We start from the raw sequence: 18,071 nt of genomic DNA, 5'->3' as shown, positions 1-18,071 counted from the left end.
ATGGAAGTTCAAAAGAAATACTTCGGAGACGATGTTGCAAAAATTGAAATGTATGACCCAGTGAAGAACCACTGGGTCATTAGATGGGATCTTAAAAGTCAGGATGGAAGAGTCATTGGCCAAGAAAAGATTTTCATGTATAAGCCCTCTATTGAAGAGATTCGCGCACTTATTTTCTCATATTATAATGGACAATGCGATAAAGAGATTTTACAGGGCTTTACTTTTGAGGGGAAAACGGTTTGGTTGACAATGGAAAATCAAATCAATTACAAGGCAGCCCTTGATTTAGCGATTCATACCAATGGTGAATCATTGCCAGTAAATTTTAAATTCGGCACTGATGAATCACCCGAATATATAACATTCAGTACCATTGAGGAACTCCGTGCGTTCGTAATTGATATGATAAAATATATAGGAATAACCCAAGCGAAATTTTGGCAGATAAAATCTAATATAAACTTAGAGGAATATTCCGTTTAAAATATTGATATATCAATAAATAATAATAATATATTTGTATAATTAAAATTAAGATTATGGCATTATTAAACTGTCCTTCAGACTGCGAGGAAGCAACTCTTCCCGCGTTCGCTTTTGATACCTGTGCCCCTGAGGTGAATGAAAGCCAAATTTCAGAACTTTATTTTGCACCAGGAAATGCAAGCCCATTCACAGATGTTTCAAGCGCAACTGAATGGGCAACCCGGCTGGGAAATACTCCTTCTGCCGGCAAGGATATTCGTGTTCTTACTGGCATGGGATCTAAGCCAAAACCAACGGCAACTACTGTTGCTATTTCCGGTCGTAGAAAAAAGGTTACAAACCGTGTTCATACCTTAACTTTTAAGGTGGACGAAACTAATCAGGCCAACCATGATGCGTTGCGTGCACTCCAATGCGGAGGTCAGTATACTATCTGGTACGCAACTTCAGGAGGGCTCCTTTATGGGGGAAATTCTGGCGTAAAAAAAGTTTTTATTGATGCTGGTGACGTTCATGAAGAAGGAGATGATGCGATTATTACTCACGAATATACGTGTGAGTGGAATAATTTGCATTCCCCTGAGCGTGTCGTTTCTCCATTGTAATTGTTGATTACTCATTTTTTTACTTACCCCAATTTCTGTATTCAGGAGTTGGGGTTCTTTAATTTTTAACACTTTATGAAATTATTTCTAACAGCTGGTCATCATTTCGCAGATCCTGGGGCAGTCGCGAATGGATATCAGGAGAATTTTCTGAATATTGAAATTCGGGATCTTGTGCTTGCAGAATTAAAAAGAAAATTTCCCGGGATCGAAGTATGGACCGATTCGGATTCCAAAACATTAGCACAAGTCATTTTGGAGGTAAAAACACAGGCAACAGGCGATGATATTTGGATTGAATTTCATTTCGATTCCGCCGAACGTATAGCTGCTTCAGGCACTACGGCGCTAGTTGCTAATAATGCGCGAGAAAAATCAAGATTAATAGCTGCAGATCTAGCTTTAGTAGGCTCTCAAACATTAGCTATTCCAAATAGAGGGGTTAGAACCGAATCCGAATCCAACAGAGGCAAATTAGGGATGCTTCATACAGCTGCGTCTAGCGTGCTTCTAGAAGTTGGATTTGTTTCAAATATCGGAGACATGGCCAGTTTCCAAAAACAGAAACATTGTTTGGCCGAGGTTTATGCTAACAAAATTGCAAAGTATTTTAATTATGGAAAGTAATATGGAAAAGATAGTTGTAATAGTATGGATTGTTTTCGGACTTTATTGCGGAGTCCTATTTATGATCCTAGCCGACTTGTGGTCGGGGGTCAGAAAAGCTAGACAGAATGGTGTAATCCGGTCATCTTATGGGTTTCGACGGACTGTAGAAAAATTGACTAAATACTACAATTTACTTGTAGTAATGACCTTAATTGATGCTATGCAAATGTCAGCGATTTGGTATATGGAGGTTTATTATCAAAAATCTTTCATACTATTTCCTTTTATCACATTAGTCGGTGCCCTTGGCATTTCCCTCATAGAAGTTAAAAGTATCTACGAAAAAGCTGAAGACAAAGTTAAGTTGGATGAAGTCGGCAGTTTGGCTGGCAAGATCTGGGCCAATAAAGATGATATCCAGGAGATGGCTAAGGCTGTGGCAGAATATATGAAGACCACTACACCAACCAAAACAACGGTCAAAATTACTACAGAACAGAAAGGAGAGACAAATGAAGCAATGGCTAACACTGAGCCTGATATGTCTGCTAATTAGCAGCTGCGGGCTATTTAAGAAAACAACTAAGACCTCAAGTTCTAAAAAACAAATTGAAAAGGTTGAAGTCCAATATCAGAGCAATGAGGAAGTAAAGGTTGACGTCGGAGGTAAGGTATCTGTCAAATCTATTGAACAAAAGCAGATTCAAAAGGATATCGACGAGAACATGACCTTGACAGCTGATGAAATCGAAGTGAAGTCTGATGGATCGACTAAAGGCAAGGGGAATGCGAAGCTTGTAAACAGTCGTAGGGATAGATCTAAATCCGATCAAAAGAAGACTGTAGATAGCAATGATAGATACATTAGGCATATTGCCGTTACTAAAGAAAACAAAGCGCAGGAAAAGCAAGAAAAGAATTCTTTGGTCAAGAATACACAATCCCACTCGGAACCGAAAGGTTCAATGATGGTTTGGCTCGCACTAGGCGTCTTGGTGCTAGTTGTTGGTTTAATTTGGTTTTTAAGGCAGAAATAGGTATGATTGTATTTTAAAATTAGCCAATATATGTTTCCCAGTCTTCCAACAGATAATCTTTATAAATTTAGTTTCGTAGGTTGTCTATTTTTGATAATTTTTATTGTCTACACCAATACTAAAAAAGAAGAGTTATTAACTGATTCACGTGATAAGTTTATTATTGAACAATTAAAACGTAATAATGTTGTTAGTCTGCTCAGCTATGATGTAAGCTTAGTTAGAAAGGAAGCGTTGGATCTTATAGCAGATAGTTTAATAGAGAATAATGAAGGGATTCGCAAAGGAGACAGCTTATTAAATGTTCTAAAAGAACAGTCAAAAAAAGTTGAGGAATTAAGTGGTGATGGTAAAATCTTGACTGAAAATATAAACTCTGTTGAAAAAAAATTGGAGTCGTTTAGAAAAGATTCTAAATATTGGAATATCCTTATTATAGGATTGTTTAATATTATGGTTTTTTCTGGGATAGCTTGGTATCATAAAGTACAAAAATATCAAGATAGTATTTTAAAAAATGATGCAATTTTGAAAGAGAAAGAAGTTTCTAATACTTTGAAAAACGAATCTTCAACCGGGTAATTGTTGTAAATGGTATAAAAAGAATAGTAATGTTAAAAGGCCGAGGAAATAAATACTCGGCCTTTTAAATTGAACGATTCCACCTTATTTCGGAGTGTCGGATTTTATAGATGTACCTTTTAAAATTTTCGTCTGTAAGCAGGGTTTCGTTTTCTATTTTGTGACTAAAATCCATCGATGGGGCATGGAAATCAATACGACCGCAATACACCTCGTTTAAATAGACAAGCCAAATAAGTCTCTTTTCAGAAGATATTCTGACTATCTGCCGCTGTCCTTGGTGATAGAAAATTTCAGGCACATCTTCGTCGAATCGTAATATCAATGCATCAATGCATGATTCTCGGATATCCTCATCAAGTTGGCCATACACTAGCTTCCATATACTCTCTTCTTTCCGGAAAATATAAAAGCTAACACCATTTTTGTGGTACAAATAATAGTCACGCATACCAATACCTTTATCTTCTATGCTTATTCGGGCATATAGTACACGGTTACGGCAATGGACTTCAAGAGGTTTCATTCTACAATAATACTAATAATATTAGTATTATTAAAATTGATCATAATTCTAGAATGTTATCGTCTTTCCTTTCATTATTGTGTTATCAATAACCAATTCCCGTTTGTAAGCTTCAAAACCAGCTCTGTCTCGATGGCCTGTAAGCGTCATAACTTGATTATCATCGAAGCCAGCAGCAATAAGAGAAACAACCCGTGTATGTTTCCACGAATAAAGAGTATAATTCATATCAAGATTGTGCTTTACTTTAATCGGGCGATACCGATCTCTAAAATAATCGCTATGGACCATTTCCGGACCTGGTTTCCCACCTTTGCCGAAAACGAAATTATCTATTTTAGATTCTTCCAGCCCCATCTCCTTCATTAACAATAAGAGTTCGTCACAAATGGGGACAAAACGGAAACCCGTTTTTCCATCAATTTTTATTTGTCGAGCATTGAAATCTATTCTTTCTATTTTTAAATGACGGATCTCATTTGGGCGCATACAGCTGTAGAAGATCCAGCGTACATATCGGCTTAGTTCGATATCATTTTCTATCTCTTTCTTAATGAGATTAGCAACTGACTCTGTGTAATATTTGTTTTTTTCCGCTCGTGAATTTTTCAATTCTAAGAAATCAAAATCTATAGAATATTCGACCTCCTTATTCTTTCGCTTTTCCAATGAGAGAACTCGAGTAAAAAAAGTGGATAAGAAATTTAAGTAGTTATTGTAGGTTCTAGGGCTCCAGCTATAATCTTCAAAACTTTGATCAAGAAAATCAGTAATATGATCCTCATCTATCTTAGACAAGGGAATGCTTCTAAGATCACTCTTATCTACCCATTGGTTGAAAACTGAAAAATATGATTTATATTTTCTCATTGTTTCGGCCGAAAGGTTTTTCTTTACCCCATATTTGTTGAACTCCTCTTCTCCTTTTTTTATCGACCAAGGTTGTGTTTTATTCTTAGATTTTTCATCAGCAATCTCCTCCTCAACTTTTTTAAGTTGGCGATCGACGGTTATTTGTGGAAGAAACGGATTGAAGCCATTTTTTAACGCAAGCTCTACATCATCTCTTAGTTGCTGAATTTCTGTTTCCCTTTGAGCAAGATCTTTGGTGTAATTGATGCCATCCTTAACCTGAAATTTCTTGAATTTACCTGGGGCATCCGGAAGTTCAAAGAAATAGGCTACATGCCAATACTTTTTCCCGCGAACGATTGTTGGTAATTTATATGGTATGCTTGTCATAAATCTTTTCCTATTCTTCCGTGTTGCTTTTGGTTGCGATTTTGGTTGCGAAAAACCTTCAGAACCTAAAAGACCACTTTCAGCACTGCTGAACGTGGTCTTTCTAGTGGAGCTGGAGAGATTCGAACTCTCGTCCAGTCATGGTACTGTATACGCTTTCTACATGTTTAGCTTCTCTTTAATTGTCGAGCGAGGGAAGGTGAGTCGCTTACCTATACCGTACGCCGTAGTTGCTGTTTCTCACAAGTGCTTAGCAACATCACACTTGCCAGTTCTATTGTTCGATGCCCCGAATGTTAAACCAAAGAACAGGATCTAACGGGACAAATAGCTATGTTAAGTCTAACTTAAGCAGCTAAGGCGTAGTTTTCTTCGCCAGTTATAATTCTGAAAGTTCAGATTAAAGTGCTCTACTAACAACGCACTACATGCTTACATAACCGTCTCCATCCTGTCAATTCCGGTCAACCCCAATTATGTCTTACAAAGATACTAATTTTTTGCTAAATGGGCAAGATATACGCGATTCTTGTTTAATACCCTAGTTTTGAATGGAAAACAAATGACGCTTTTATAAAATTACTTAGGATCAGGTATGGCCAGTATAAGACCTATGGAATTCGTGAAATATTAATGTTGCTTGCAATTATACAGTGTGAAATAAAAGTTATTTAATCGGCTGAATGCTCGGTATTTTCACAGGGACTTTGATAGGCAAGGAAGTTCTTGGTATACCTATGTTTCCAATAAAAAAGCTGGATTTTACATCCAGCTTTTTTATGATTTAATCAATCCAATTATTTGATCAATCCAGCTCTTTTCAATAAAGGTTCTACCGAAGGTTCCTGTCCGCGGAAGCGTTTGTATAGCACCATTGGATGTTCGGTTCCACCTTTTGAAAGAATATTATCCTTGAATTTAGTCGCGATTTCCTTATTGAAAATACCGTTTTGTTTAAAGTAGTCAAATGCATCGGCATCCAGGACTTCGGCCCATTTATAGCTGTAATAGCCTGAAGAATAACCGCCATTGAAAATATGGGAGAAGGCCGTACTCATGGCATTTTCCTTGACATCGGGATAGAGTTTTGTTGAGGCAAACTGTTCGTCTTCGAATGCTTTCAGATCCGAGATCGAAGTTGGATCCTGTCCATGCCAGCCCATATCCAATAGCCCAAAGCTCAATTGGCGCATAGTCGCCATCCCCTCAAGAAAGGACGCGCTTTCGCGGATCTTTTCGACAAGTTCCATCGGGATCACTTCGCCAGTTTCATAGTGTTTTGCAAATAGCTCAAGGGCTTCTTTTTCATAGCACCAGTTTTCCATCACCTGACTCGGTAACTCGACAAAATCCCAATACACAGATGTTCCAGATAGTGTAGGATAAGTGCTGTCAGCGAGCATACCATGTAGGGCGTGTCCAAATTCGTGAAATAATGTTGTCACTTCCTGAAAGGTCAACAGCGAAGGTTTTGAAGCTGTAGGACGCGTAAAATTGCAAACAATAGAGACATGAGGACGTTCTTGTTTACCATCTTGAATGTACTGTGGTTTGAAAGAGGTCATCCATGCCCCATTTCTCTTGCCCTTACGCGGGAAGAAATCGGCATAGAAGATAGCCACTAATTCACCGTTGTCTTTACTGACTTCAAATGTTTGTACTTCTTCGTGGTAGGTATCTATTGTATCGACTTCTTTGAAGTTGATGCCAAACAAACGATGCGCTACTTCGAAAGCGCCTTGTAAGACATTTTCGAGTTTGAAATAAGGTTTGAGCTTTTCATCGTCCAGATTAAAGCGTTCTTGTTTCAGCTTTTCGGCATAATAGGCGCCATCCCATTTTTCCAGTTGGTCTATGCCATGCAAATTTTTTGCAAATTGGGATAATTCTGCAAATTCTTTTACCGCTGCTGGTTTCGCTTTTCCAAGCAGGTCGTTTAGAAATTCCTTGACTTTGCCTGGGTCTTGTGCCATACGTTCGGCAAGGACAAAGTCGGCATGGGTAGCGTAGCCTAATAATTTGGCCCGTTCGAAGCGAAGTTTTACAATTTTAAGGACATTGTCCACGTTGTTGTGCTCGTTATCTTGAAATCCTTTGCGGCCTGCCGCGAGGGTAATTTCTTTGCGAAGTTCCCGATTGTCGGCATACGTGACAAAAGGAAGGTAGCTTGGAAAATCCAGGGTAAAAAGCCAGCCTTCTTTTTCGTTAGCTTTAGCCAGAGCATGTGCAGCTTCTATGGCACCCTCTGGAAGTCCGGCAAGATCTTTTTCGTCTGTTACCAACAGCTGGTAGGCATTGGTTTCGGCGAGGACGTTCTCGCCGAATTTCAATTTTAAAAGCGATAGCTCGGCATCTATTTCGCGGAGTTTTCCTTTTTGTTCATCATTCAAAAGAGCTCCGTTGCGTACAAAATCCTTATAGGATTTTTCCAATAGAGTCGTTTGTTCTGCCGTCAATGTCAGTTGATCTTTCTGATCGTATACAGCCTTAACCCTTTTGAAAAGATCGAAATTTAAGGTGATATCATTTCCTAAAGCAGATAATTTTGGGGCTACATCCTGTGCGATTTTTTCAAGATCGGCGTTGGTTTCAGCGGAATGAAGGTTGAAAAAGATATTGGACAAGCGGTCTAGTGTTTGTCCTGAGTAAGACATCGCAGCGATCGTATTGTCGAACGTTGCCGTTTCGGGATTGTTGACGATTGCATCGACTTCATCTTTTGTCTGCTGAATAGCTTCATCAAATGCGGGAATATAATCTTCGTTTTTTATCTGTGAAAACGGAGCCGTGTCGTGCTGCGTTTTAAATTTCTCTGTTAAAATACTCATAGGAGTAAATGTAATAAATATTTATTTCAAGCGATAGCATCTACTTAAATTATGGAGCTGAGATGATATTTGACCGAATCGGCGTTTAAGCTGTGTCGAAAACGTATGGGGAATTGGCACTGCATAAAAAAAGAGCTCATAGGAGCTCTTTTTTTATATTGGGATAAGCGACTAGGCTAGTTTTCCTAGTGCTTCTTTGATTCTTTTTAAAGCTTCGATCAAACTTTCATCTGAAGCTGCATAGGACAAACGGATGTAGTTGTCGTTACCGAATGAATCTCCACCTACAGTGGCTACGTGACCAACATTCAATAAGTACAATGCCAAATCAGATGAGTTTTTAATGACATTACCATCTTGGTCTTTTTTACCAAAGAACGAAGAGATTTCAGGGAAGAAATAGAATGCACCCTCTGGTAGATTTGTTCTTACACCTGGGATTTCACTCAATAGATCGTATACCAATTGGCGACGACGAGCGAAAGCTTCTTTCATTTTGTTGACAGATTCTAATCCTTGTTCATAAGCGACGATACCCGCACGTTGAGAAATTGAACAGGTACCTGAGGTTGTCTGTCCTTGTAATTTATCATTTGCGGCGGCAATGGTTTTGTTAGCAGCGATATAACCTAAACGCCATCCCGTCATTGCAAATGCTTTTGAAAAGCCATTGATGATGATCACTCTATCTTTGATGCTTTCAAATTGTGCGATGGATTCGTGTTTATCTACAAAGTTGATATGTTCGTAGATCTCATCGGATAGGATAAATACCTGCGGATGTTTTTCGAAAACTTCAGCTAATGCAGCCAATTCATCTTTGCTGTAAACTGTTCCAGTAGGGTTGTTTGGCGAAGAGAACATGAACAATTTGGTTTTGGGTGTAATTGCCGCTTCCAATTGTGCTGGTGTAATCTTAAAGTTATTGTCTATCTCTGTATTGATAAATACCGATTTTCCTTCTGCTAAAACGACCATTTCGGAGTATGATACCCAATAAGGTGTTGGGATAATTACCTCATCACCGGGGTTGATCAAAGTCAAAATTACATTAGACAGGGATTGTTTTGCACCTGTAGAAACAACAATTTGAGAGATATCATAATCTAAATTGTTTTCTGTCTTCAACTTGTTTACAATTGCCTGGCGCAATTCTGGGTATCCCGGTACCGGCGAATAACGCGTCCAGTTTTCATCTAGGGCTTTCTTCGCTGCATCCTTTACATGCTCAGGGGTGTTGAAATCAGGTTCACCTACGCTAAGGCTAATTACATTAACGCCTTTTGCTGCTAATTCGCGGCCCAACTTGGTCATTTTAAGTGTAGCCGATTCGGACAAATTATTTATCCTGTCTGATAAGTATGATGATGTGCTCATGGTAAGACAAAGATATTACATACGTTGCAAATAATCTTCTTTATTTTTGAGAATTTACAAAGAAAAGTAGCTCTTTTATTGGGCTTTTTTAACAAAAGGGCTATTGAAGCGATTTAGCAAAGTTATTTAATTGATCCCGGACCTTGGATGTTCAAAACTAATCGTTCTGATTTGTCGTTATATCTTTACCTTTGCGCTCACAAAAACGTTGGCTAGTCCTCATTTCATCATTTGCTCATAAACGGTTTCATATAGAAGATAAGTATCATGTCAAGACAAAGAAGATTGGTTTTATTATCGCTTTTTACGGGAATAGGTCTGATGATTGTGAAGTTTTTTGCCTACTTCTTAACGGACTCCAGTGCAATCTTTACAGATGCGGCAGAGAGTATTGTTAATGTGATTGCTTCGGGTTTTGCATTTTATAGTATTTATCTTTCGGCACAGCCTAAGGATGAGAATCATCCTTACGGGCATGGTAAAGTGGAGTTCTTTTCGGTGTTTTTGGAAGGTGGACTTATTTTCATCGCTGGAGCCATTATCTTAGCCAAGGCTTGTTACAATCTTTTCTTTCCTGCAGCGTTAACACACCTCGAACAAGGGATTTATCTGATTGGTATTACATCTGTGCTAAATTTTGCTGTCGGATTCTATATCATGAAGCGCGGGCGTGCATTGGGCTCCATTACCTTGGTGGCAGATGGAAAACATCTGCAGGTCGATGCCTATAGTACGGTCGGATTGATACTGGGGTTATTGTTGATGAAACTGACAGGGTTCCTGTGGATCGATGTAGTCATCTCCATTGTATTGGGGCTTTTTATTCTCTTCAATGGTTATAAGCTACTTCGCCAATCGATCGGTGGATTGATGGATGAATCGGATACAGCACTCGTGCAGGATGTTGTTGAAATCTTGGAGCGCAATCGGAAAGATGAATGGATTGATGTCCATAATCTTCGTGTACAGCGCTATGGGAACGAACTCCATGTAGATTGCCATCTCACACTTCCCCGTTACCTTGACCTTACCCAGGTGCACGATGAAATTTCTGCTGTGGATAAGATTGTCAATAAGGAGATGTCGGTACGAACCGAATTTTTTGTTCATGCGGATCCTTGTCTTCCACAGTGCTGCCAGTATTGTCAGGTCAACAATTGCCCAATTCGTACGGAGCAATTTCGGGTAAGAATTTCTTGGGATACGGAAAATGTTACGCGGAATCAAAAACATTTTTTATATGCTATTGCCGAATAGGGAATACTGTTTCTTTCTCCTAATTAACAGGCATACGGTATAGTCTGATTTCTTCATGTATAGTAAACTAAAAAAAAGCTAGGTTATATAAATATATATAAAAAAAGGTATCTTTGCCTTTTAGCAAAAGAGTTTAAAAATCCTATATGAAGCACATTCGTAATTTCTGTATTATTGCGCATATTGACCATGGCAAAAGTACTTTGGCAGACCGCCTTTTAGAGTATACCAATACCATCAGTCAGCGTGAGGCACAGGCACAATTACTTGATAATATGGATTTGGAACGTGAACGTGGTATTACGATCAAGAGTCACGCCATCCAAATGAATTATAAAAGAGATGGTCAGGAATATATCTTGAACCTAATCGATACCCCGGGACACGTGGATTTTTCTTATGAGGTGTCGCGTTCAATTGCTGCCTGCGAGGGCGCTTTATTGATCGTTGATGCATCTCAAGGTATTCAGGCCCAAACGATTTCAAATTTATATCTGGCGTTGGAACATGATTTGGAAATTATCCCGATCCTCAACAAAATGGATCTTCCAGGTGCTATGCCAGAAGAAGTCAAAGATCAGATTGTGGATTTGATCGGTGGTGACCGTGATGCGATTATTCCTGCATCCGGTAAAACAGGTCTTGGGGTTCCGGATATTTTGGAAGCTATTGTAGACCGTATTCCACATCCGGTGGGTGATCCTGACGGACCTTTGCAAGCCTTGATTTTTGACTCTGTTTTCAACTCATTCCGTGGTATCATGGCTTATTTTAAAGTTGAAAATGGTGAAATCCGTAAAGGCGACCGCGTGAAATTTGTTGCCACTGGGAAAGAATATTTTGCCGATGAAATTGGTACGCTGAAGTTGAATCAAGTACCCAAAGAAGTCATTAAGACCGGTGATGTTGGTTATATTATCTCTGGAATTAAGGAGGCACGTGAAGTGAAAGTGGGGGATACCATTACGCATAAAGATCGTCCTTGTTCTGAGGCTATCCAAGGGTTTGAAGAGGTGAAACCGATGGTCTTTGCGGGTATTTATCCTGTAGATACGGAAGATTACGAGGAGTTGCGTGAATCTATGCACCGTTTGCAGCTGAACGATGCTTCTTTGGTGTTTGAACCAGAGTCATCAGCAGCCCTGGGTTTCGGCTTCCGTTGTGGGTTCTTGGGTATGCTTCACATGGAGATTATTCAGGAACGCCTCGAGCGCGAGTTTGATATGACGGTTATCACGACAGTTCCCAACGTATCTTATAAGGCCTATATGACCAAAGATAAAGAGGAAGTGATCGTACATAATCCTTCAGATCTACCGGATCCAAGTAAATTGGATTCAATCGAAGAGCCCTATATCAAAGCTAATATTATTACGAAATCGGATTTCGTAGGACCAATTATGTCTCTTTGTATCCAGAAACGTGGTACGATCATGAATCAGCATTATTTGACGTCAGATCGTGTTGAATTGGTTTTTGAAATGCCAATGGGAGAAATTGTATTTGACTTTTATGATAAGTTGAAAACAATCTCTAAAGGTTATGCTTCATTTGATTACCACCAGATTGGTTATCGCAAGTCAGACTTGGTCAAATTGGATATCCGATTGAACGATGAACCTGTAGATGCCCTGTCGTCGTTAATTCACAGAAGTAACGCCTATGATTTTGGTAAAAAGATCTGTGAAAAACTAAAAGAACTGTTACCACGTCAACAATTTGAAATTCGTATCCAAGCTTCAATCGGCGCAAAGATCATCGCACGTGAGACGATCTCCGCTTTACGTAAAGATGTCACGGCAAAATGTTATGGTGGTGACATCTCCCGGAAGCGTAAGCTTTTGGAGAAACAAAAGAAAGGTAAGAAACGCATGCGTCAGGTTGGGAACGTAGAGATTCCGCAATCTGCATTTATGGCGGTATTGAAATTAGATTAATCAAAATAACACTATAATAAAGGAGCTCTTGGGCTCCTTTTAAATACAATAAAATCTCCTAAACATGAATCTATTAGATGGTAAACTAGTTTCCGAAAAAATTAAAGAGCAAATTGCGTTAGATGCGGCTGAATTTACGACACAGACTGGCCGCAAACCTCATCTGGTTGCTATCCTTGTGGGGAATGATGGTGGTAGCGAAACCTATGTGGCCAGCAAAATGCGCAACTGTCAACTGGTCGGCTTTGAATCAACAAACATTCGTTATGATGAAAACATTACAGAGGATGAATTGATCGCTAAGGTCAAAGAAATCAATCAGGATGAGTCTATTGACGGTTTGATTGTTCAGCTGCCTTTACCAAAACATATTGATCCGGATAAAGTTACCGAAGCAATTGATTACCGCAAAGATGTGGATGGTTTCCACCCAATCAACCTCGGGCGCATGCAACGTAATCTTCCTTGTTTTATTCCAGCAACACCATATGGTATTATGCTGATGTTGGAGTATTATAAGATCGATACTGCAGGCAAGCACGCTGTAGTGGTTGGAAGAAGCAATATCGTAGGATCGCCAATGAGTATCTTACTGGCACGTAATTCCAATCCAGGTAATTGCACAGTGACATTAACACATAGTCGTACAAAAGATCTTAAAACGGAAGTTCTGAGAGGCGACATCGTTGTTGCAGCAATTGGTAAGAAAAATTTTGTTACGGCCGACATGGTTAAAGACGGTGCAGTAGTGATCGATGTGGGTATCAATAGAGAAACTTCTACAGCAACGAAATCTGGTTTTAAGTTATATGGGGATGTTGATTTTGAAAATGTTGCTCCTAAGGCCTCGTGGATTACACCTGTACCAGGGGGCGTAGGTTTGATGACGATTGTTGGTTTATTGAAAAATACGCTCGAAGCTGCGAAAGGAACGATCTATCCAAAGCAATAATTTTGTCTATTTGGCATAGAAGTTGTAAATTGATGTATGCGCGCTCTGATGAGCCGTTGAAAACTACACTCATAAATCAATTTATAATGAAAAAAATTGCACTTTTAGCAGTCGTAGCAGGAGCATTGGTTATGTCTTCTTGCAACAATTCGGAGAAAAAAGACACTACAGCGACAGATTCGGCACAAACAGTCGGTGAGCATGTAGATGCGGCGATCGCAGATTTAAAAAATGCGGAAGAAAATGCGCGTTTGAAAGCAGAACAAGCAAAAAAGGATCTGGATGAAGCTATCGCAAAAGGTGATAAAGCAGCTGAAGAAAAAGCTCGCGCTGCTTCTGAAGAAGCTAATACTGCCTGGGAAAAAACCAAGGATGCGCTACGTAACGCCGGTGAGGATGTAAAAGAGGGATTGAAAGATGCAAAAGATGCGACAGTGGATGCAACGAACACGGCTGTTGATAAAACAAAGGATGCTGCAAAAGATGTCGCTGACGGTACGAAGAAAGTTGCAAATGATGTTGCGACTGGAACGAAAGAGGCCGCTAAAGATGTAAAAGATGCTTCCAAAAAAGTAGGTGACGATATTAGCCGGAAAGCAAAAAATGTAGGTGAAGCGTTAAAGAATTAGTCGACGTATTTCATTTTAAAGATAGGGAAGGTGGGCACTTTTTTGAGTGCTCACCTTTTTTATATCATATCGTTATCATATTGACTTCAATAGGCTTATTGGTAATAATCCCATAACAGTTTGGAGAGCTTACGGGTAAGTATCTCTGCTTCATTTGTTTTACCCCAGCTTTTGTCCGTGTTGTTCTTGGTGAAAATACTGAAAACGTAGTCTCCTTTCGGCGCATTGACCAAAATGACCTCATTGCGTACGTCATCTAAAGAGCCTGTTTTTGAAGCTGTTTTGATAGTGGAAGGGATTTGCGATAGCCCTCTCTCGTCATAGAACATGTTGCCCATAAAACGATACATCTGATCGGAAGATTTTGAGGACACAACTTTGCCTTGCCGGATTAGTGTGACCAAGTCGGCCATTTCTTTTGGTGTAGTCTGGCCCCAACCATATTTTTCCCAATCCGGTTTCCGCCCTTCTGTCTGCGAGTTGACGCGTGTATGGGGCAGTTGAAGGCTACTCATTAATTGATTGATTGCGATACCTCCTCCTGCTAGCTTTTGATTCCAAATGCTGGTTACATTATCACTATACGATAGCATAAGTGCGACCAAGGTTTTCAGGTCAACTTGTGTACTATCCTTAAAGAACTGCATCAGTCCTGAGCCACCATAGCGTTGACTCGAACGGTAGAGTAGTTGCTGATCAAGTTGTAGTTCACCTTTTTCAATTTTATCAAAAATACCAACTAAAATGGGGATTTTGACAATGCTTGCTGTAGGAAAAATGCTGTCGCCCTGAATGTTGACTTCTTTATTTTTTTTAAGATGGTGTACATAAATGCCAACATCGCCTTGAAAACCCTGAATGAGCTGTTTTATCTGTGATTCGAGTTTTTTATCGGTAGCGGCATTTTGTCCAAAGGACAGTAATGATAAGAATAGTAACGTAAATGATAGGAATATTTTGTGCATTGTGAAGTTATAATGTATGTTAAATGTGGTGGATAATAGTTATTTTTATTTTTTATAGGGCTTAAGTTATGAAATATCCATGATTCGTACGCATAAACATCGCTGAAAAATAAACTGGATATTCTAGTATGGACATTGAAAGACTGGTTTTTGACTATGAAGTTATTTATGATTTTGATCGGTTGTAAGCCGAAAAATAGACGGACAGAACAGCATGACATTTTCTTTGGCATTGGGAACGAGCTCAAGGATTTTGTTGATCCCATTAAAGATTTTTGGCCTGAGGCTGATGGTAAAATCCATATTGATGCCTACCGTATTGTCCATAAGATCGGGGAATATGAAATTAAGGTTACTGAAAGGGGGAATGGACAGGCTGTTGATTCGGAAGTGAAATTGTTTTTTGTTAATTTAGGGGGATACAAACCGAATGAATTTGATGAGTTCCATTACAAAGAGCTTATTGTTGCATCGAGTTTGGCCAAGGCTACCGAAAAGGCAAAACGGACTGTTTTTTGGAAGCACCACAGTTCGGCACACATCGATGATAAATATGGTTTGGATGTTGATGATATTTATGAGATCGAAGATTTGCTATTACCTCGTGATAAAGAGCAGTATAGTATTCAAATTACCCCAAAGACCGGTTTGGAAGAAGATACCATTGCGAATGGCTATTTTAAACTGAGCGCGTTATAGAGGGAATGCGCTATTCGATTTCTTAAACATAAAAAAGGCTTCTCTATAAAGAAGCCTTTTTTATGTTTAACCAGCTTATTGTTGGTTCTGATGTTGTTTTCTAATGACACTATGTTTTTTGCCGTATACAAAATAAATCAATAAGCCTATACCAAGCCAGACGGCCAAACGCTCCCAGCTTTCTATTGGCAATGAAGCCATCATTAAAATACAGACCAAGATTCCCATGATCGGAACGAAAGGAACCAGTGGTGTTTTAAATGGGCGCTCCAAATTGGGGTCTGTTTTACGTAGTACTAAAATACCTACACATACGAGGGTGAAGGCAAATAGGGTACCGATACTTACCATATGGCCAAGGTCTGAAACTGGGACGAAACCTGCGAATATACTGACGAATACCATGAAAATAGCGTTTGTTTTCCAAGGAGTCTGTCTTTTGGATAAGTCTGAGAATATCTTTGGAAGCAAACCATCCTTACTCATCGAATAAAATACGCGGCTCTGACCAAGTAACATCACGAGAATAACTGAAGTGTATCCTGCAATAATCGTAATAATCAACGCTGTATTTAAGAAATGGTAGCCTGTTCTGGCAAAAGCTGTTGCAACTGGCTTAGCGTCCCCCTTAAACATCGTGTAATGTTCGATTCCGGTCATTACGTAGGAGAATAAAACATACAAAAGTGTACAGATTATTAATGAACCGATGATACCTATAGGCATACCTTTTTTTGGATTTTTTGCTTCTTGGGCAGCTGTACTTACCGCGTCAAAACCGATGAATGCAAAAAATACAACGCCTGCAGCACGCAACACACCGCTGATGCCAAAGTGGCCAAAGTCATCACTCTTTAGAAATGACCAGAAGCTTTGTTGCCCACTTTTTACAAGCTCCTCACCTGCATTTACAGGAATAAATGGATCGTGGTTTGCAGGATTGATAAAGCTCCAACCCAAGGCGATAAAAATCAATACGACGCCGACTTTTAGAATTACCAAAATATTGTTTACACGGGATGATTCCTGTGTGCCACGCATCAGCAATAGCGAGAGTAAACAAACAATAATGATCGCAGGTAAGTTAACCACGCCACCTTCCCAAGGGCCTTTGAGTAGGGTATCGGGGAGTTGGATGTGGAATATCATCAGGAGCTGGTTGAAATATTGGGACCAGCTGACGGCTACTGTAGCTCCTGCTAGTGCATATTCGAGGACGAGATCCCAGCCGATAATCCAGGCGACAAATTCACCCATTGTGGCATAGGAATACGTGTAAGCACTTCCTGCAACAGGAATCATAGAGGCAAATTCGGCATAACAAAGACCTGCGAACCCACAGCCTACTGCTGCGATAATGAAAGATAGGATAACAGCTGGCCCTGCATTTTCAGCAGCGGCAATTCCTGTTAGGGAGAAAAGTCCTGCCCCAATGATGGCCCCAACACCGAGGGCGATAAGGCCCGAGCTGGACAGTGTCCTCTTTAGCGTGTGTTCACCATTTTCATTTGCTTCAGCAATGAGTTGAGGAATCGATTTTTTAAATAGCATAGGATTAATTCTTTACGATTATTTAGCTTTTTAATTGTTTAATTAATGTCAAATATAAATGATCTCAATGAAAAAAGGGAAGATTGCTCCTCCCTTTTGTAATAAAATCTGAATCAAATGCTTGTTTGGGTACTAATATGCTGCTGTAAAGCGTTTATTGAGGAATTGTTTGTTCTCAATTTCGTCTACTATTGCTACAGCAAGATCCTCTACTGACAACCTAGATCGACCTTCTTGATCAAATACAGGAGCATCAAGGCCTGTACGGTATTTTCCTGTACGGGTTCCACCAGCATGGGAATTCATTTCTATAGCAGGACTAAACATGGTCCAGGTAAGTTGATCTTCTTTTTGGATGGTTTTCAGGTAATCTGCTGCAGCTAAAGCCCCAGGTTTAATTTCTTTGGGAAAATCCGGTGAATCGACAAGTCTATTTCCATCAATCAATAAACTTCCTGCACCACCAATAACAATGAAACGATTGATACCGGCATCCTTAACAGCCTGTTGGATTGCCAATGCACCTTTTGTAAAATCCTCATAAAGATTAGGGTTGGTCCATCCGGCATTGAAAGCCGAAACAACAACATCAACACCTTTTAGAGCAGAAACCAATTGATTATTATCATTGATATCTACTTGGAGTTTGGTTACTTTTTCACTCGATGGAATATTTTCGGTGTGGCGGGCGATCGCAACGACGTCATAGTTGCGGTCTACCAATTCTTTTACGAGATGAGATCCTACATATCCTGTGGATCCAATTACTGCTACTTTCATGTTTCC

At 39.6% G+C, this 18,071-nt stretch carries 18 protein-coding genes and 1 other RNA gene; 11 read left to right on the top strand and 8 right to left on the bottom strand.

Annotated elements, in window-relative coordinates:
- The 6 genes from AAH582_RS20555 to AAH582_RS20530 all read left to right on the top strand — a co-directional run bounded on the left by AAH582_RS20555 (position 1) and on the right by AAH582_RS20530 (position 3,322).
- Positions 1 to 486 (top strand): hypothetical protein, encoded by a 486-nt coding sequence (locus tag AAH582_RS20555; protein WP_343320181.1) that lies wholly within the window; start codon positions 1 to 3, stop codon positions 484 to 486.
- Between the two features lie 56 nt (positions 487 to 542).
- Complete coding sequence (locus AAH582_RS20550; protein ID WP_343320177.1) at positions 543 to 1,094, top strand: hypothetical protein; 552 nt, start codon at positions 543 to 545, stop codon at positions 1,092 to 1,094.
- A 75-nt stretch (positions 1,095 to 1,169) separates the two neighbouring features.
- Positions 1,170 to 1,721, top strand: coding sequence for an N-acetylmuramoyl-L-alanine amidase (locus AAH582_RS20545; protein ID WP_343320173.1), 552 nt, complete (start codon positions 1,170 to 1,172; stop codon positions 1,719 to 1,721).
- On the top strand, positions 1,711 to 2,259 hold the full coding sequence (locus AAH582_RS20540) for a hypothetical protein (RefSeq protein ID WP_343320171.1): 549 nt from the start codon (positions 1,711 to 1,713) through the stop codon (positions 2,257 to 2,259). Before AAH582_RS20545 ends, AAH582_RS20540 begins: the two co-directional genes overlap by 11 nt.
- A complete protein-coding gene (locus tag AAH582_RS20535; protein WP_343320168.1) occupies positions 2,216 to 2,740 on the top strand; it encodes a hypothetical protein in 525 nt (174 codons plus the stop codon). Before AAH582_RS20540 ends, AAH582_RS20535 begins: the two co-directional genes overlap by 44 nt.
- 30 nt (positions 2,741 to 2,770) lie before the next feature.
- The gene (locus AAH582_RS20530) at positions 2,771 to 3,322 is read left to right on the top strand and encodes a hypothetical protein (protein ID WP_343320167.1); all 552 of its coding nucleotides are present in this window, start codon (positions 2,771 to 2,773) and stop codon (positions 3,320 to 3,322) included.
- A 64-nt stretch (positions 3,323 to 3,386) separates the two neighbouring features.
- Here AAH582_RS20530 and AAH582_RS20525 read toward each other — a convergent pair whose 3' ends face one another.
- The 5 genes from AAH582_RS20525 to AAH582_RS20505 form a co-directional block, all read right to left on the bottom strand.
- Positions 3,387 to 3,848 (bottom strand): hypothetical protein, encoded by a 462-nt coding sequence (locus AAH582_RS20525; protein ID WP_343320165.1) that lies wholly within the window; start codon positions 3,846 to 3,848, stop codon positions 3,387 to 3,389.
- A 48-nt stretch (positions 3,849 to 3,896) separates the two neighbouring features.
- The gene (locus tag AAH582_RS20520) at positions 3,897 to 5,090 is read right to left on the bottom strand and encodes a tyrosine-type recombinase/integrase (RefSeq protein ID WP_343320162.1); all 1,194 of its coding nucleotides are present in this window, start codon (positions 5,088 to 5,090) and stop codon (positions 3,897 to 3,899) included.
- 104 nt (positions 5,091 to 5,194) lie between these two features.
- Positions 5,195 to 5,562: a transfer-messenger RNA gene (gene ssrA / locus AAH582_RS20515) on the bottom strand.
- A gap of 325 nt (positions 5,563 to 5,887) precedes the next feature.
- On the bottom strand, positions 5,888 to 7,918 hold the full coding sequence (locus AAH582_RS20510) for a M3 family metallopeptidase (protein WP_046672395.1): 2,031 nt from the start codon (positions 7,916 to 7,918) through the stop codon (positions 5,888 to 5,890).
- Between the two features lie 171 nt (positions 7,919 to 8,089).
- Entirely contained in the window at positions 8,090 to 9,295 is a 1,206-nt protein-coding gene (locus AAH582_RS20505; protein WP_236560274.1) for a pyridoxal phosphate-dependent aminotransferase, read from the bottom strand.
- A gap of 267 nt (positions 9,296 to 9,562) precedes the next feature.
- Here AAH582_RS20505 and AAH582_RS20500 point away from each other — a divergent pair, with 267 nt between their 5' ends.
- The 4 genes from AAH582_RS20500 (at position 9,563) to AAH582_RS20485 (ending at position 14,070) form a co-directional block, all read left to right on the top strand.
- A complete protein-coding gene (locus tag AAH582_RS20500) occupies positions 9,563 to 10,552 on the top strand; it encodes a cation diffusion facilitator family transporter (RefSeq protein ID WP_046672393.1) in 990 nt (329 codons plus the stop codon).
- A gap of 146 nt (positions 10,553 to 10,698) precedes the next feature.
- Positions 10,699 to 12,489, top strand: a complete 1,791-nt coding sequence (gene lepA / locus AAH582_RS20495; RefSeq protein ID WP_046672392.1) for a translation elongation factor 4 — start codon at positions 10,699 to 10,701, stop codon at positions 12,487 to 12,489.
- 64 nt (positions 12,490 to 12,553) lie between these two features.
- Positions 12,554 to 13,441, top strand: coding sequence for a bifunctional 5,10-methylenetetrahydrofolate dehydrogenase/5,10-methenyltetrahydrofolate cyclohydrolase (locus AAH582_RS20490; RefSeq protein ID WP_046672391.1), 888 nt, complete (start codon positions 12,554 to 12,556; stop codon positions 13,439 to 13,441).
- Positions 13,442 to 13,527: 86 nt separating this feature from the next.
- Complete coding sequence (locus AAH582_RS20485) at positions 13,528 to 14,070, top strand: hypothetical protein (RefSeq protein ID WP_309366023.1); 543 nt, start codon at positions 13,528 to 13,530, stop codon at positions 14,068 to 14,070.
- Between the two features lie 95 nt (positions 14,071 to 14,165).
- On the opposite strand, the gene AAH582_RS20480 is transcribed toward AAH582_RS20485, so the two are convergent.
- The gene (locus AAH582_RS20480; protein ID WP_046672389.1) at positions 14,166 to 15,035 is read right to left on the bottom strand and encodes a serine hydrolase; all 870 of its coding nucleotides are present in this window, start codon (positions 15,033 to 15,035) and stop codon (positions 14,166 to 14,168) included.
- A gap of 156 nt (positions 15,036 to 15,191) precedes the next feature.
- On the opposite strand from AAH582_RS20480, the gene AAH582_RS20475 reads away from it, so the two are divergent.
- Positions 15,192 to 15,734: a DUF1543 domain-containing protein gene (locus AAH582_RS20475; protein WP_046672388.1), complete on the top strand. Its 543-nt coding sequence runs from the start codon at positions 15,192 to 15,194 to the stop codon at positions 15,732 to 15,734.
- 75 nt (positions 15,735 to 15,809) lie between these two features.
- Here the strand turns inward: AAH582_RS20475 and AAH582_RS20470 are convergent, their stop codons facing one another.
- Together AAH582_RS20470 and AAH582_RS20465 are read right to left on the bottom strand one after the other, a co-directional pair.
- Positions 15,810 to 17,285 (bottom strand): amino acid permease, encoded by a 1,476-nt coding sequence (locus AAH582_RS20470; RefSeq protein ID WP_046672387.1) that lies wholly within the window; start codon positions 17,283 to 17,285, stop codon positions 15,810 to 15,812.
- A gap of 132 nt (positions 17,286 to 17,417) precedes the next feature.
- Entirely contained in the window at positions 17,418 to 18,065 is a 648-nt protein-coding gene (locus AAH582_RS20465) for an NAD(P)-dependent oxidoreductase (protein ID WP_313156623.1), read from the bottom strand.
- Positions 18,066 to 18,071 lie beyond the last annotated feature (6 nt).

The organism is Sphingobacterium multivorum (genome assembly GCF_039511225.1).
Taxonomy (GTDB): domain Bacteria; phylum Bacteroidota; class Bacteroidia; order Sphingobacteriales; family Sphingobacteriaceae; genus Sphingobacterium.
Note: the sequence above shows the minus strand (reverse complement) of the source record. Positions and strands in the feature narration are given on the sequence as shown.